12 protein-coding genes are annotated in these 16,482 nt (G+C 47.0%); all 12 read right to left on the reverse strand.

Annotated elements, in window-relative coordinates; all coding sequences use genetic code 11:
- Positions 1 to 2: 2 nt before the first annotated feature.
- Positions 3 to 986: a ubiquinol oxidase subunit II gene (gene cyoA, locus MKY16_RS20865; protein WP_029519232.1), complete on the reverse strand. Its 984-nt coding sequence runs from the start codon at positions 984 to 986 to the stop codon at positions 3 to 5.
- Between the two features lie 344 nt (positions 987 to 1,330).
- Positions 1,331 to 1,579, reverse strand: coding sequence for a hypothetical protein (locus tag MKY16_RS20870; protein ID WP_029519233.1), 249 nt, complete (start codon positions 1,577 to 1,579; stop codon positions 1,331 to 1,333).
- Positions 1,580 to 1,799: 220 nt separating this feature from the next.
- Positions 1,800 to 3,146 (reverse strand): GH1 family beta-glucosidase, encoded by a 1,347-nt coding sequence (locus tag MKY16_RS20875; protein ID WP_069011659.1) that lies wholly within the window; start codon positions 3,144 to 3,146, stop codon positions 1,800 to 1,802.
- Between the two features lie 5 nt (positions 3,147 to 3,151).
- Positions 3,152 to 5,623, reverse strand: coding sequence for a glycoside hydrolase family 95 protein (locus tag MKY16_RS20880; protein ID WP_340956861.1), 2,472 nt, complete (start codon positions 5,621 to 5,623; stop codon positions 3,152 to 3,154).
- Between the two features lie 106 nt (positions 5,624 to 5,729).
- Positions 5,730 to 7,424, reverse strand: a complete 1,695-nt coding sequence (locus MKY16_RS20885; protein ID WP_039273751.1) for an ABC transporter substrate-binding protein — start codon at positions 7,422 to 7,424, stop codon at positions 5,730 to 5,732.
- Positions 7,425 to 7,497: 73 nt separating this feature from the next.
- Positions 7,498 to 8,400, reverse strand: a complete 903-nt coding sequence (locus MKY16_RS20890) for a carbohydrate ABC transporter permease (protein ID WP_029519239.1) — start codon at positions 8,398 to 8,400, stop codon at positions 7,498 to 7,500.
- A gap of 15 nt (positions 8,401 to 8,415) precedes the next feature.
- Positions 8,416 to 9,429 (reverse strand): ABC transporter permease, encoded by a 1,014-nt coding sequence (locus MKY16_RS20895; RefSeq protein WP_029519240.1) that lies wholly within the window; start codon positions 9,427 to 9,429, stop codon positions 8,416 to 8,418.
- Between the two features lie 482 nt (positions 9,430 to 9,911).
- Positions 9,912 to 10,328 (reverse strand): cupredoxin domain-containing protein, encoded by a 417-nt coding sequence (locus MKY16_RS20900; RefSeq protein ID WP_209949899.1) that lies wholly within the window; start codon positions 10,326 to 10,328, stop codon positions 9,912 to 9,914.
- A 90-nt stretch (positions 10,329 to 10,418) separates the two neighbouring features.
- On the reverse strand, positions 10,419 to 12,227 hold the full coding sequence (gene cydC / locus MKY16_RS20905; protein WP_340956863.1) for a thiol reductant ABC exporter subunit CydC: 1,809 nt from the start codon (positions 12,225 to 12,227) through the stop codon (positions 10,419 to 10,421).
- The gene (gene cydD / locus MKY16_RS20910) at positions 12,211 to 13,968 is read right to left on the reverse strand and encodes a thiol reductant ABC exporter subunit CydD (RefSeq protein WP_069011656.1); all 1,758 of its coding nucleotides are present in this window, start codon (positions 13,966 to 13,968) and stop codon (positions 12,211 to 12,213) included. The genes cydC and cydD overlap by 17 nt, the downstream gene beginning before the upstream one ends.
- Positions 13,968 to 14,981 (reverse strand): cytochrome d ubiquinol oxidase subunit II, encoded by a 1,014-nt coding sequence (gene cydB / locus MKY16_RS20915; protein WP_080710733.1) that lies wholly within the window; start codon positions 14,979 to 14,981, stop codon positions 13,968 to 13,970. The genes cydD and cydB overlap by 1 nt, the downstream gene beginning before the upstream one ends.
- Positions 14,968 to 16,374 (reverse strand): cytochrome ubiquinol oxidase subunit I, encoded by a 1,407-nt coding sequence (locus MKY16_RS20920; RefSeq protein WP_069011655.1) that lies wholly within the window; start codon positions 16,372 to 16,374, stop codon positions 14,968 to 14,970. The genes cydB and MKY16_RS20920 overlap by 14 nt, the downstream gene beginning before the upstream one ends.
- Positions 16,375 to 16,482 lie beyond the last annotated feature (108 nt).

Genomic DNA, 16,482 nt, shown 5'->3' on the forward strand with positions numbered 1-16,482 from the left:
ATTTAATTGTGTCCGCTCATATTCATATGACTCATGTCCATTCCAGCATGATCTTCTGTGCCGGACTTGGTTGAATCTTCTGTGGATGTAGCTCCGCCATGTCCAGCATGGGGGTTAGGAGCCCCTTCCACTACATACTTGTTGACAATCTCTTTGAACAAGCCATCTGGAATCGAAGAATACTCATCAGGCTGGGACAAACCTGGTTTTGCAAGCGCCAAATAGCCGTCTTTCGTCAGCGGCTTAGACTGCTTCTTGATGTCAGCGACCCAGTTTTTATACTCTTCATCCGACTGGACCTCTACATCAAAACGCATTTGTCCAAAATGCTCACCGCTAAAGTTTGCACCCGAACCAAAGTAAGTTCCTTCGTGATCGGCCTGCAAATGCAGTTTCATAGCCATGCCTGACATGGTGTAGATTTGTCCGCCCAATTGCGGAATCCAGAACGAGTTCATCGGTGCGTCAGCAGTCAGTTCAAAACGGACTGGAACACCTTTAGGAATGTGAACTTGGTTAACTGTAGCTATACCTTCCTCTGGGTACATAAAGAGCCATTTCCAGTCCAGTGAAGTCACTTGAATGGTTACTGGCTTTTGCGTACTTGCCAACGGCTTGGAAGGCTCCAGCAAGTAGGTATATCTTGCAGTAATAACCGCAATAATACAGATAACGATAATTGGAATAGCCCACCATGTGGTCTCCAGCTTTTTGCTGTCATCCCAGTGGGGTTGGTACTTCACCTTGTTTGTCGGTGTATCACGATACCGCCAAATGATGAAGAAAGTCAAAATCATGACCGGTACAATTATTAGCGCAGACAATGCCGTTGTAAGAATGATCAGCTCTTTTTGTGCTTGCCCAATGGGTCCTTTCGGATCGAAAACAACGTATTTTCCGCCAGCATAAAAACACGTCCAAATGAGCAATGCTACCGTGAGCACGGTCAAAACCAACGCAATAATCGCTTTTGGTTTTTTGTTCATGTTGTTCCCCTCTCCTTAAATAATAAATTACTCAAAACTTAACGAACTCCTGTAATGTTGCCCCTATATAAGATAGCAGAAAAGCGGCCACTTTTTTTATTGTTAACAGAATTGTCGATTATTTGTCCGATTTTTGTGAAAAATATCTCTAAAAATAAAATTTCTCTTGCAAATTCAAAATATATTATAATTCAAAGATGACATATTAAAAACGTTATTTGTGTATCTTAAAGAAGTTATATTAAAGAAAAAAGCGGGACTCCCTACAGTTATCATCCTACACTGCTCGAAGCCCCACGTTGTTGTTTTCAGTATATATTTGCTTTAAATCATTTTTAATTTTATTAACTGCGACCGTTTTCCTGGTCTTCCTTCTTGCGTGCAATGACAAATGATTTCCCAACGAGAAAAATAAAAATCCCGGCAACAACGCAGCCAATGCCTGTCATTAAATATATATTTCGATCAGTCAAATTTCCTATATCAAGCAAAATAAGGATAATACCTGCAATACAAGCGATCAAAGCGATAACAGATACCGTACGGCTCATCTGCCCGTCAGTTGATCCTGATTTTCTAAAATTTGCAGCCATCCCCTCCACTCCCTTCGGTCCAAAATAATTTTAACGCCCTCGTTCGGTATTTTTGTCAGTATGCACACATCTTGCTTCTTTATTCCCTTTGGTCTCTACATACCTGAAACAACCCTCTGCATATCCTGACTATTATTACCCCGGAAGACCCAGTATTCAAACAAAAGGGAATGAAGACAGATCCGTCTTTGCTATATTTTTTAAAAAAATTGCTCTTCGTTTAACGTCTGGTCTCCAACCAGTTATTACTTACTATATTTCGATACCAATAGTAACTTTCCTTCGGGGTGCGGACCTGTGTGCGAAAATCGACATGAATCATGCCAAATCTCATATTATATCCCTCTGCCCACTCAAAATTGTCCATAAGTGACCATGCCATATATCCTTTGACATGAAGGCCGTCATGAATCGCCCGGTGTACCTGCACCAAATGCTGCTGCATATACGAAATGCGACGGTCATCCTGAACCTTGCCATTCACGACATCATCGTTGATACAAGCCCCATTCTCTGTGATATAAATATCGAGGTTACCGTATTTTTGCAAATAATGCAGTACCTCGTACAGCCCACGCGACTCCACTGGCCAGCCGATATCTGTTACAGGTAGCCCCATATTGATTTCTTCAGATTGAAGAAACCCGGCTTCAGGATTAAAGCGATTAACCGACATACTATAGTAATTAATACCGATCATATCAATAGGCTCGCCAATAATATCCATATCACCATCCTGAATAGGCACGGTAGCTCCCTGCTCCGCGAACCAGTCTACCAAAAACTGAGGATACGAGCCTTGATAAATAGGTTGAAGAAACCAGTCACTGTGCAGGGAAATGGTGCGCGCACAAGCAGCTTTATCTTCCTCAGATGTACTGTAAGGGACAGCCCATGAGACATTGGGAGCGATACCGATCTGGCCACTGGTGCCCAGCTCACGGAAGCGGCGCACAGAAAGACCATGTGCAACTAGCAGATGATGTCCTACATCAATGGCTGTCTGAAGATTTGTCAGACCTGGGGCATGAACACCCAGCATATTGGATAAAAAGGCGATACACCATGGTTCATTGAATGTTAGCCAATGGTGTATTTTACCGTGGAACTCGCGGAACATCGTTTCTGCATACTGGACAAATGCTTGAATCGTGTGACGATTCTCCCATCCTCCAGCATCCTGAAGCGCTTGAGGCAGATCCCAATGGTACAGTGTACAAAACGGTTCAATCCCGTTTTCGTTCAACAAATCGACTACGCGATGATAATAGTCCAATCCTTCTTGATTGACTTCACCGTCACCATTGGGAAATATACGCGGCCAGGACACGGAAAAACGGTATGTACGAATGCCCAGCTCCTTCATTAGGCGGATATCTTCCTCGTAGCGATGATAGCTGTCACAAGCTACATTGCCGTTATCACCGTTGAATACTTTGCCAGGCGTATGGGCAAAGGTATCCCAGATCGACAAGCCTCTCCCATCCTCCTCATAAGCTCCTTCGATTTGATAGGCTGCCGTCGCGGTGCCCCACATAAATTCCTGCGGAAATTGAAAAATGGTCATATTGTCTATTCCTCTCCTTCAATTATAATCGTATGCCCGTTCGTTATTTCCTGTTCTTTGGTAAAAATCCATGACAAAATAAATCCTCCGTGCTCAGGATCAGGCAGAGCCTGACGAGCATCTGCGCTAAATGGATGTGCACTGCGAATCGTGCAGCTTCCTGCTGAGATGGATGTGGCCAGTTCTGCACGGACAAGCCGGGAACCGGACCATTCCATGCCGACCGTCATCCCGCCATGTCCCTTCAATCCACTGACCCGTCCCTCCGGCCATGCCGTTGGCAGGGCAGGCAGTAACGTCAGCTCTCCCGGACGGCTTTGTAGCAGCATTTCTGCGATCCCCGCCGTCGCACCAAAATTACCGTCGATCTGAAAAGGCGGGTGAGCGTCAAATAAATTAGGATAGGTTGATCGCGACAGCAACGTGCGAACATACCGATGTGCGGCGTCGCCATCTTCCAGTCGAGCATACAGGTTAATCAACCAGGCACAGCTCCATCCGGTATGCCCACCACCGTGATCAAGCCGTCGACGCAACGATATGCGAGCCGCCTCAGCTAGCTCCGGGGTATCACGGATGTGAATTTGTCGACCAGGATATAACCCATATAGATGCGAAACATGTCGATGCCCAGGCTCCGCTTCCTCAAAATCGACAAACCATTCCTGTAGCTGACCGTGGCGACCAATTTGATAGGACATTAATCTGTCTCGTGTCTCCTCGCAGCGGTTGCGGAACTCATCGTCTAATTCCAGCAGATCCGCAGCTTGAATGCAGTTCCCCAACAGCTCTCGAATCAGCGTCATATCCATGGTGGAGCCCATAGATATACTGCAATCCTCGCCATCCGACGTTTTGAATTTATTTTCAGGTGATGTGGATGGGTACGTCACAAGCTGACCCTCCGGGCCTTCTACGAGCCAGTCCATGCAAAAGGCTGCCGCCCCCTTCATGAGCGGATAAGCTTGTTCTGCCAAATAGGCTGTATCCAAGGTGAACAGATAGCGCTCCCATAGGTGAGCAGTTAGCCATACACCTCCAAGCGGCCAAAATGCCCAGCTGGCATGGCCCCCTGAAGGTCCGGCGTATCTCCACACATCTACATTGTGATGAGCCGCCCATCCTTGAGCACCATAATGGATGGAGGCTACCCTCCGTCCCGTACGAGCCACTTCTCCAATCATGTGCAGCAAGGGTTCATGGCACTCGGCAAGATTGCATACTTCTGCGGGCCAATAGTTCATCTGAGTATTAATATTGGTTGTATAATTACTGTTCCACGGCGGCTGCACCCGGTCATTCCAGATGCCCTGAAGATTGGCAGGCTGACTCCCCGGACGCGAGCTACCCATGAGCAAATAGCGGCCATACTGAAATAACAGCACTTCCAGCCCCGGGTCGGCCTGACCTTTCTGATAACGTTCTAATCGCAGATCGGTCGGTAGAACGAATTCGTCGGTTAGAGTATCACCTCCCAGTTCTAATGCAACGCGGTCAAACAGCTTTCGATGATCCTGTTCATGGCGTTGCCGCACCTGCTCAGTTCCCAGCGAAATTGCTCCGTCTAAAATGACTTGACATGCTTCTGCTGACTCCGTTGCATCACTATTCGGCATAGCGTGAAATCCCCTAAATCCAGTAGCTGCTGCCAAATACACCGTGATTTTATCCGCGCCTGAGATGATCAGCGCACCATCAGTGTCCTTCGTCAAGGTTCCTCCCTCGGGAATAACCCTCGCCTGAACTGCAAAAGCCATCCCCAAATCATTTTCATAAACGACAGACTGTGGATGATCACCGTGATAATTAGATTCCACATGACTGGGCGCTCGTCCAGTCAATGTCATAAAGTCCCCGGATGGCTCCTCGGATGGATCATCCTCTTTATCGCTATCCCATTTGGATGAATCACCAAAATGTACATCCTCTCCAACCTCGTCTTCACAAGGATGGGGGGAAGTGATGCGCACGGATGCTTGGATCTTCCCAAGCTTATTCGCAGTCAGTGACACCATGATGATTCCATCTGGCGCACTGGCGATAACTTCACGGGTATAGCGGACTCCATCACTCTGAAAAGTGACCGCTGCGGTTCCGGTCAGCAAATCCAGTTTCCGTTCATAATGTGCAATTTCCCCTAGGCCCTCCTGCGTAATCCACAAATCTCCCAAAGGCTGATAGGCTTCCGTATCGCGACCTAGCATATTCGTATTAATCAGTTGTTCCGCTTCCTTGTATTTTCCATCTGCAATCAACTTTCTGGCAGGCTGCAAATATCGCAATACATCATACTGAACGCCATCTCTGGGAAACCCGGACCAGAGCGTATCCTCGTTTAATTGCAAATGCTCCTCTCTGATTCCGCCAAATACCATAGCTCCCAGCCTTCCATTGCCGACTGGCAATGCTTCCTCCCATACCTCAGCAGGCTGGCGATACCATAAACGCAGGGACTGTGGCCTTTCGCCTTTCGTCACATCAAACCCTCCCCCATCAAGATCAAACAGAGCGCTAATCCCGTATGGACCTTAAGGACAAGCGCTCTGTCATTCCGGCATTCAAAATTTCGTTAAAAGCAGTCAGCTATTTAGAAGCCTTACCGCTCCATAACTCCACTCTGTCCTTCACCAGTTGCGTGTATTGCTGTTCCATTTGGACAGCTCCGGCGGCATCCAGTTCTTTAATCATGTTGTCGTATACCGTATCAAAATTGGAAGCTGGTGCTAAAATAGCTTCGGGTATACGTTTGCGGATAATGTCGGTCGTTTTTTTGAATGTAACGTTATAGTTGGATTCATTGTCTGTTGTCAGGTTATAGGCTGCGCCCCAAGGCTTTACATCAAATTCTTTCTTGTCTGGGAACAGATCTTTCCACGTTTTTACGCCATATGCTTTAAGGGATTCTTTCTCCGGCTTCGAATAAGCCGCGATAATTTGCTCCGGGAATTTGGCAGTATAGTAGTTACCCGTAGGGTCCTTCACGCCGTCACCATAGTGTCCGCTGATGAGCGTGTACAAATCTATACCCGTGGATTTGCTGAAGTTGGTTGCATTGTTCGTTTTTTGCTCCAGCACATCAGCCGGAATGATGCGTTTGCCATCTTTGATCTCATAATGCTTGCCCTCGATCCCCCAGTTCACTAGCACCTGTCCTTCATCGGAAGCTAAATAATCAAGGAATTTTATAGCCCGCACCGGGTCCTTGCAATTTTCCGTAATACCTACACCATAACCGGACACGAAGCCCATATCCTGAAAGGAACGATCCTTGTATTCCTCCGAAAGTGTAACTGGAAAATGCGCGTAGCTGGCATCAGCCTTACCTGACGCTTTTAATGCATTTTCAGCATCCTGATACCCCCACTCCTGGTCAATCAGACCGAGGACACGGCCGCTGGCAATTTTGGATTTGTATTGATCACTTTTTTGCACAAACGAATCTTTATCGAGCAGCCCTTCATTGTACATGTGGTTCAACCAACGAAAATATTCCTTTTCTTCTGGACGTTTGTAATGAAGTTTGGCTTCAAATGTTTTGGGATCAATAAAATATTCACCATCATCCGGCGCTCCAGTCGTCTGGAAGGCAGGATTCGTTACGGTAATCATAATTCTCCAGTCATCTGCATCCAGCGTGAGTGGGATTGTTTTTTTGCCATTGATCGTCGGATGCTTGGCAGTATAGGTTTTGAGTACGTTTTCATAATCCTGTAGCGTTCTTACCTTTGGATAACCTAACTCCTTGAGCACCTTATGCTGAATTTCAAATCCCCCTGTTGCGTCAAAACTTTCCTGTCCCACACCTGCATACGTAGGAAGGACATAGATGGATTGATCCTTATTACTGTATTTCAAACGATCCATATAGGGTCCATATAGCTTTTTGAGATTAGGTGCGTGATCGTTGATCAGATCTGTCAGATCAATCATGGCCCCCGCATCCACAAGCTTATTAATATTCGCTTTAGGAGAAACCAAGTCCGGGTATTCTCCACTTGCTGCCATCAAAGCAATTCGGTCATCTCCACCTCCACCGCTGACATCAAATTCCGCATTCAAGGTTACACCTGTTTTCTTGGTGATTTCCTTGCCTATTTCATCCTTCATTCCGTTCCATTGTGGGCTTGTATCTGCTCCGAAGAAGCTAAACGTAATCGGGTCTGTACCGCTGGATGTGCTCTCCTTCGCTGCTTTATCGCTTCCCCCACAACCTGCGAGTGCGGTAAGTGACACCGCGAGCAAGGGAATCAGTGCAAATCTGGACCAGTGTTTTTTCATGTATAAATCCTCCTATATTCTTATGATGACTTCTCCTGCAAATAACTACTATTTACTGCCAGAATCCTGGCTTTTATGATTTCACTGCCCCCAGCGTCATACCGCCTACAAAATACTTTTGCAAGAACGGATACACCATCAGGATGGGGAGCGTAACCGTAATCGTGATTGCCATTTTGATCGACTCTGGTGAAATTTGAGCCATTTGTTTAGCCATGTCATTGCTATTCGTCATACTGGAGCCGCCTTGCTGCGTACTTTGCAGTATTTTCATCAGCTCATACTGTAACGTCGTCCATTGCGACGCCCCACCGTTGTATAAATACGTATCAAACCAAGCATTCCACTGACCTACTGCTAGAAAAAGAGCAATCGTTGCCAATACTGGTTTGCACAGCGGCAAAATAATTCTCCAGTAAATCGTAAAATCATTCGCTCCATCGAGTTTGGCAGACTCCTGCAACGCATACGGCAAACCATCCATAAAGGAACGAATGACAAACACGTTAAATGCACTGATTAAGCCTGGAAAAATGTACACCCAAAACGAGCCCAGAAGATGCAAATCCCGCATTAAAATAAACACGGGCACCATCCCGCCGGAAAAATACATCGTCAACGCCAAAAACGTAGAAATAAACTTACGAGCACGAAACTCGACCCGACTCAATGTAAAAGCAAGCATAGATGCGCAGATCAATCCGAGTACCGTCCCGACCAAAGTACGAAGAATAGATATTTGCAGTCCCTGAAGAAGGCCATCGTACTGGAAAATCGTTTTGTAATTTTCGAGCGTAAATTGGCGGGGCCATATATAAATACCACCACGAACCGTGTCCGTTGAATTGTTCAGGGAAATCGCAAGTACGTTCAGAAACGGGTACAGCGTCAACACCACGATCAGAGCCATGAGGATATAGTTAAATAGGTCAAACAGCTTCTCAGACCGGGTAGCATTAAATGCCTTATTCGTCATTTCGCTTCTCCCTCCCTACATGATGCTTTCTTTGGTCAGTTTTTTGAATATACCGTTCGCCGTAAACAACAGCAGAATGCTAACCAGCGAGTTGAAAATACCAATTGCCGTCCCGTAAGAGAAGCGACCCAAATTAATCCCGTAATTGAGCGCGTACAGATCCAGCACCTCGGAATAATCCGTCACAAGACTATTGCCAAGCAAGAACTGCTTTTCAAAACCGTTGCTCACCAGATGTCCAATCGCCATAATGAACAGAATGGCAATCGTCGAGCGGATACCCGGCAGTGTAATATGCCACATCTGTCTCCAACGACTCGCTCCATCCACGCGCGATGCTTCATACTGTTCTTGATCAATTCCGGTGATTGCAGCTAAATAAATAATCGTATTCCAACCTGTCTCCTTCCATATGTCGGAAGCGGTTACAATATACCAGAACCAGCTCCCCTTTGCCATGAACTGAATCGGTTCATCCACAATATGAAGCGCTACCAATACATCGTTGACAATGCCTCCGTCAATGGACAGCATCTTGGTGACCAAGCCGGCCACAACTACCCAGGATACAAAATGCGGGAGGTAGGATATTGTCTGCACAAACCGTTTGAACAGCATACCACGCAGCTCATTTAACAGAATTGCAAAGAAGATCGGTACGACAAAACCAAATACAATCCCCATCAGGCTCATCGCTAGCGTATTGCGTAATACCAGATAAAATCGTTCATCCTGAAATAGCTCAATAAAGTTATCCAGCCCTACCCATTTCTGGTCCGTAAAAGATTTGGCTGGCTTATAATTTTGAAACGCCATCGTCCAGCCCCAAAGCGGAAGATAGCTGAAAACAAACACCCATATGACGAAAGGAATGGACATAAAATAAAGATACTTTTGCTGCTTCACACTGTCCCACAAGCCTTTTTTACCACGGTCAGGCTTCGGGCCGCGAGCCTTGCGTGGTCTTCCCCTATTGGATTCAGGAATCAAAGCACTATTGTTGGAAGCGGTTTCAGTTGAAGATCCCATAACAAGCTCCTCCTCATCTCTAGATACTATTATCATACTTTGCTGGCTTGGAAGCGGATACCCGACGAATTAGGAGAAAAATCAGTTCAAAATTAGATATATGGGATGAAAAAAATTACATTCGTGCCACTACGCATGCGGATGGTGCTTCCCATCGCTGTTGTCCCCGGATTTCTTGAATAAGCACACAAAGGTAGAAAGCCGGGGACAGTTTATGCTTGCGATGCGAACTTTCCTGCAGAAAGCTTTAAGGCGACCGCTTCGCTTGTCCAGCACATTCCGCCTGTTCCGTTCTAATGTAAATTCCCTGAAAGAAGTCTTGTAAAAAACAAAAGATCAGCAATGTAAGCTGATTAGAGGTAAAGGATAGTGCTTGCAGCACAGGTGGATGATGATATATATACACATACTGTCGCAATTAACCTAATTGATTGAAGGAAAAAAAGCTTTCTGGCATCAATGTGCCAGAAAGCTTTTTTGATTTATTTTACTGTGATGGTCCCGTAGTACATGTACATACCGCAATTGTACTCATATACGCCTGGTTTCAAGTCCTGGACGGTAAAATAATTATTTTCGTGATCCAGGTAAACGTCCATTCCGATCTTCAACGACTGCACTTCATCAATGCAAGTGAAGGATGTCATTTTCTTGAAATTGATTTTGGTTGGAACGCCGGCTTTCACTTCAATATTTTTAGGATAGAAACCGTCCCCTTTTACACCCACTGTAACAATCTCATATTTAGTTTTGTCTGGCTCTTCCTGAGCTTGTTTAGGTTGAATGGCCGGAAACGACGACACGCTCCCCTGAAAATAAAACAAGACAAACCCGCCCATGCTCAGGGCTACAAAACCAATCAGCATCAAATGCCAATGCTTAGAGATTAGTGTTTTCATTCATATCAGCCTCTCCAGTTGAATGTCTGCATGTGACGCATCAACTCTAACCAGTATATAAAAGTTAATCAAAATTTTAAATACCTCATTTCACAGGCTCGGATGATCCAGCTCATACAGATTACGGTAACGAGACTGCTCCTGCCACAGCTGCTCATGACTGCCGCGCATGGAAATGGTGCCCTGCTCCATAAAGATCACCTCGTCCATATGCTCCATTCCTGTGAGATGATGCGTGATCCAGATCAATGTTTTGCCCTTCAGCACACGAAACATCGTCTGCATGAGCTCATGCTCTGTCAGCGGGTCAAGCCCCACTGTCGGCTCATCCAGCAAAACAATCGGGTGATTTTGCAGCAAAATCCGCGCCAGTGCAATTCGCTGTTTTTCTCCACCGGAAAAACGAAGGCCCGTCTCATGCATTCGGGTATCGTAGCCCTCCGGCAAAGAATCAATTAGAGTTCCAAGCCCTACCTGCTCCGTCACTGCACGCACCTCATCCAGCGTAGCATCGGGTCGTCCCAGCCGAATATTGTTCGCTACCGTTGTATCGAATAAATACGGCTGCTGGTTCAGCACCGCAAATAGATTGGAGTATGCTCCACCTGTGTATACGGGAATCCCTGCGACAGTGACGCTCCCTTCATCAGGCTGCAATGCTCCCTGAATCAGGTTCAGTAGCGTGGACTTGCCCGCACCACTGCGACCAAGCAATGCAACCTTGCCCCCCTGCGGTACGTGCAAAGAGATATCACGCACGCTCCATTCCTGCGTTGCCGCATAGCGGTAGCTTACGTTGTTCAGCAGCAGGTCTCCTCCGTGGCCCAATCCCAGAGCGGTAGCCTGCTCATCTATAGTGTCAGCTGTGCCGCCTGCTGCTGGGTGTCCTGCATCCACAGTAACCGGAAGCGATGATGACACAGGTGTATGTGTATCTTTCTCCGAATCCTTCAACCGTCGAAGGGAATCCTGATACTCCGGCGCATGCACCACTGCTTCTCCAGCGCGAACGAAAGCATCCAGCAACGGAAAAGCCACAAGGGCAAAGGATGCCAGCCATGTGGCTTCTATACGATTCTGTGCTACCAGTCCTCCCGCCCACACAGTCATAATCACAACCCCGCCACCTACAACGCATTGTGCGATCCAATGAGAACGCCACTCGCCCCGGCGAAGTGAATTTTCCATCACGGCAGCCCTATTGTGCCGTTGTGTAAAGGTACTCAGGAAATGCCCAGTCCGTCCGCTCAGCACCAGATCACTCATGCCGAACAGAGCATCCGTCAGGTCCTGATAGGCTTTACTCCGTTCCTGCTTGAACATTCGCCGTTTGGCGAGTGAGGTCCATAGTGAGATAGCTGGGGCAATAAAAAGCAAAAATCCTCCATATAGCGCCATAAGCAAGGCAAAGGTTCCGTCCATCCGTCCGAGCGCCGAGATGCCTGCTGCATAAATCAGCAAAGCCGATAGCGCAGGCAGAACTAGCTTCAGATAGATGTTTTGAAGCTGCTCAATATCCTCTGCCAGCAACCCCAATAAATCCCCTGTACGGAATTTGCTGCGGATCATCAGCGCCTGCGGTTCTACTGCCCGATATAAGCGTACCCGCATACGGGACACCAGACGCAGTGCGGCATCATGTCCTACCAAGCGTTCCAGGTACTGAATAACCGCTTTACTAAAACCAAATGTTCGCACAAGCACAATTGGAACGTACACCATTAATATATTTTCCGGTTTTAAGGCCGAACGGGTAATCAGATGACCGGACGTAAAAAGCAACGCGCCCGCACATCCAATGGCCAGCGCGCCCAAAAGAGCAGCTAGCAGAAAGGCCCAAAAATATTGTCTCAGATACGTCACAAACCAGCCTTGTCTGCTATTATCCGTTACTCTCATATCGTCCGTTCCCTCCTTCCGACATCCCCGTCAGCAATCGGTAATATGCCCCCTTACGGGCAATCAATTGCTGATGGGAACCTACTTCTTCCAGACGACCTTGATTCATCATCCAGACACAGTCCATATCTGGCATCCAATGTAGCCGGTGGGTGGCAAGAAACACTCTTTTGTGTTTCAAAACCGATAAAATCGTCTGTTTTAGCTCCCACTCTGTCTCAATATCCAGATGCGCCGTAGGCTCATCCAATAAAATGACCGGACGGTTACTGAGCAACGCCCGCGCCAATGCAATCCGCTGCGCCTGTCCTCCGCTCAACGTCCTACCCGCTTCACCAATGGACTCATTCATTCCACCCGGAAGACCGTCTACCAGTTCACGCAGTCCAACCGCGTCAACCGCCCACTCCACCTGCTGGTTGGATGCCTCCGGTTCATAAAAACGAATATTATCTGCCAGAGAAGCGCTAAACAGGTATGAATGCTGTGGAATATACGCAATATGCCGTTGCCATTCAGCTTTTGCATCCCCAGCCAATCTGCATCCATTCAGGAGCAGTTCGCCCGAAGTGGGATCAGCAAAACCGCCAAGCAGGCTAAGCAGCGTCGTTTTACCTGCACCGCTAGCTCCAACGATGCCGATCATGTTCATGTGCGGTTCAACATTGGCAGACACATGTTCAAGCCGAGCCGAACCGTCTTCATTAAGGAGGCACACATCGGACAGCTCAAGAATGTCCTGTCCCGTGATGTCCAATCCTTTATCGTTAGCTGCCTGTTTATTCGGCTCGGTCGCGTCATCTTCTTTACTGAGAATGGAGCGGATTGCTCCCCAAGCCTCCTTACCATCCAGTGAAGCATGATAGTCTGATCCCAACTGGCGTATGGGCATAAAATATTCTGGGGCCAGAATAAGCACCGCAAGCGCTGCCTCCAAACCCACCGAGCCACTAATCAGGCGCAAACCCAAGCCTACCGCAACAAAAGCGACCGATAGCATACTAAAAAAATCGAGGGCAAATGAGGAAAGAAACGCTACCCGCAGCGTGCGCATTGTTGCCGTGCGGTATTGGTCGCTGACCTTCCCAACCGTTTCCCCATGCTCTTGGCTACGACCCAAAAACCTTAGTGTCTGAAGTCCACGCAGCGAATCCGTGAAATGATGAGATAACAGACGATAGGAACGCCACTGCTTGTCTGCCTGCTTCCGCGCTGCCAAGCCGAGCAAAATAAAGAAGCCTACCAGGATCGGCATCGTAGTCGTCAAAATCACACCTGAAATGACATCCAATGTGAAAACATACACAAGTACAAGTATAGTGACAGCCATCATGTCAATCATTCGAGGAATGGACAGTTCCAAATACGTGCGAAAACGATCCATGCCGTCCAGCGCCAGCGTCACCAACTTGCCGCTACCTTCCTGCGCTGCAAAACCCGGCCCCCGTTCGAACAAACGTGCAAGCAGACGCTCCCGTAAGGAAGCGCCTGAAGCTTCAGCAAAACGGCCTGCTGTCCGGCGTTGCAGCCAGATCGCCGTATGCCTCGTTGCAAAAGCAGCGAAAAACAACGCCAGCGACGGCCAAGCCATCACCAGCGGATTTTGTTCAAACAAAATCGTAACAGCCTTTGCCAAGAAGACTGCTTGTGCAATCACCGCGGCCCCCTGGAGCAGGGAAAGGGCAGCCAGTAGCAGCATCACTGGCCGAATGCCCTTTAATTCAAACCATGCCTTATCCATTAGTATTCCAAATGATCCTTCTCACTGAGACGCTTATGGAAAACAAAATAGCTCCACGCCTGATAAGCCAGCACAAAGGGTAAAAGCGTTGCTGCAACAATCGTCATGGCTTTCAGGGTGTAATGACTGGAGCTTGCATTATAAATCGTCAAATCAAAAGCACTGTTAATCGAGCTCACCATAAATCTTGGGAACAAACCGACGAATAACGAAACGAAGGTCAGCAAAATCACTGCACCTGTCATCCCGAAGGCCCATCCTTCACGGCGCTGCTTCAGGAAGTACCACGTCAGCACATAGGCGACAATTCCGACTGCTACCGCAGCATACATAAAGGGACCGCGACGCGCAAATAAATCCGTTGCAAAATAAGTCCATACCACCATGCCCGCAAGTAAAATGCCCAATACCGGAAGAAATTTGGATGCCATCACGCGAGCACGATCCCGTACTTCTCCAATCGTCCGCAGAGAAATAAACGTCAGTCCGTGCATTAGGCACATTCCGACCACTGTCAGTCCAATCCATACGGTATATCCATTGAATACATCGGAAAATCCAGCTTTCAAATCCATGTTTTGCTGAATAGGTACACCTTTCACCAAAGCCGCAAAAGCCATACCGAACAGCATCGGCGGTAGAAAGCTGCCAATCAGAATGCAGGCATCCCACGTTCCTGTCCACCATTTTCCTTCAGCCTTTCCGCGGAACTCAAAAGAAACTCCACGCAAGATCAAACCTAGCAAAATAAACACAAATACGAGATAATATCCGCTGAACATAGTCGCATAAAAATGCGGAAAAGCGGCAAACATTGCACCTGCTGCTGTAATCAGCCACACTTCGTTGGCATCCCAGAATGGACCAATCGTATTGATCATCAAACGTTTTTGTTGGTCGTTACGCGGCACCAATCCTGTGGCCATTCCTACGCCAAAATCAAAGCCCTCCAGAAAAAAGAAGCCGGTAAACAGCACAGCGATCAATAAGAACCATAAATCATTTAGCGACAATGGTGTCACCCCCTTGAGCAAAAGGATCATGAATTACCGTTTGCTGATGTGGCTCAATATCTGGACCTTTACGAGCCGTACGGTAAAACAGAAACGCCAGCACACCTGTTAAAATTAAATACAATGTAGTAAATGAGATGAACGAGAATAGCACTTCTCCTGCCACAACGGTAGGCGAAACAGAATCTTTCGTTTGAAGCAAACCAAATACCGTCCACGGTTGGCGACCTATTTCAGTCATGATCCAACCTGAAGTATTCCCAATGAATGGAAGGGATATCCCCCATATCATCAGACGGAAGAACCAGCGATGTGAACCTTCCAGCTTTTTACGGAACGTCAGGTAAGCCCCGTATAAGGCGAGTGCAATCATGCCACATCCAGCCGCAATCATAATGCGGAAGCTCCAAAACGTGGTACGTACTGGCGGGATATAATCGCCCGGACCATACGTTTTTTCATATTGGGCTTGCAGCTCATTCATACCAGGCACAGAGCCGGTAAATTTACTATAGGATAGAAAACTCAAAGCAAAAGGAACTTTAATCTCAAAGGTATTTCCCTTGTTTCCAGGATCAATCCATGCGATAACGGTCCAAGGAGCGGGGTCACCACTGTTCTCCCATAATCCCTCACTGGCAGCCATCTTCATCGGTTGTGTTTTCACCAAATATTGAGCCTGTCCATGACCAAACAAAGGAATAGCAATGGCACTGATTAAGGCAACAATAATACTCAATTTAAAAGAAGGTTTAAAAAAGTCCATATTCTTTTTGTGCATCAGCTTCCATGCACTGATACCCGCGATCAGAAATGCTCCTGTCGCAAAAGCAGCAAACAATGTATGTGGGAATTCCCATAACAGTTGTTCATTCGTTAGCAGAGCAGCAAAATCTTTCATTTCTGCACGTCCATTTTGAATCTCATAGCCTACTGGACGCTGCATGAAGGAATTAGCAGCTAGAATCCACAATGCCGATAACATCGTACCGATAGATACCAACCACATACAAATTAAATGGACCGTTTTGGACAATCTTTCCCAACCGAATACCCATAATCCGATAAAGGTCGATTCCAGGAAAAATGCAAGCAGCGCTTCAATCGCCAGCGGCGTACCAAATACATCACCCACAAAACGGGAAAAGTCCGACCAGTTCATCCCGAACTGAAATTCTTGCAAAATCCCGGTGACTACGCCCAGTGCAAAGTTAATCAGCAGAAACGTTCCCCAGAATTGAGCCATTTTTTTGTACAAGTCATTTTTCTTAATAACATACATAGTCTCCATAATTGCCACCAATAACGACAATCCAATGGAGATCGGCACATAAACAAAGTGAAGAATCGTTGTGGTTGCAAACTGCAACCGTGCCAAATCCAATACGTCCATGATGTTGCTCCTCCCCCTGTACTTCTCTTAACATTGATTTATAGTGTCTGTAATCTGAAGTCTTCTACATTTGTGACAGTATTCACATTCTTACATATGCAGCGGTCA

Source organism: Paenibacillus sp. FSL L8-0641, assembly GCF_038006265.1.
Classification (GTDB): domain Bacteria; phylum Bacillota; class Bacilli; order Paenibacillales; family Paenibacillaceae; genus Paenibacillus; species Paenibacillus polymyxa_D.

Coding starts and splice junctions, on each gene's coding strand:
- cyoA (WP_029519232.1), bottom strand. CDS start 986: ATGAACAAAAAACCAAAAGCGATTATTGCGTTGGTTTTGACCGTGCTC.
- MKY16_RS20870 (WP_029519233.1), bottom strand. CDS start 1,579: ATGGCTGCAAATTTTAGAAAATCAGGATCAACTGACGGGCAGATGAGC.
- MKY16_RS20875 (WP_069011659.1), bottom strand. CDS start 3,146: ATGACCATTTTTCAATTTCCGCAGGAATTTATGTGGGGCACCGCGACG.
- MKY16_RS20885 (WP_039273751.1), bottom strand. CDS start 7,424: ATGAAAAAACACTGGTCCAGATTTGCACTGATTCCCTTGCTCGCGGTG.
- MKY16_RS20890 (WP_029519239.1), bottom strand. CDS start 8,400: ATGACGAATAAGGCATTTAATGCTACCCGGTCTGAGAAGCTGTTTGAC.
- MKY16_RS20895 (WP_029519240.1), bottom strand. CDS start 9,429: ATGGGATCTTCAACTGAAACCGCTTCCAACAATAGTGCTTTGATTCCT.
- MKY16_RS20900 (WP_209949899.1), bottom strand. CDS start 10,328: ATGAAAACACTAATCTCTAAGCATTGGCATTTGATGCTGATTGGTTTT.
- cydC (WP_340956863.1), bottom strand. CDS start 12,227: ATGAGAGTAACGGATAATAGCAGACAAGGCTGGTTTGTGACGTATCTG.
- cydD (WP_069011656.1), bottom strand. CDS start 13,968: ATGGATAAGGCATGGTTTGAATTAAAGGGCATTCGGCCAGTGATGCTG.
- MKY16_RS20920 (WP_069011655.1), bottom strand. CDS start 16,374: ATGGACGTATTGGATTTGGCACGGTTGCAGTTTGCAACCACAACGATT.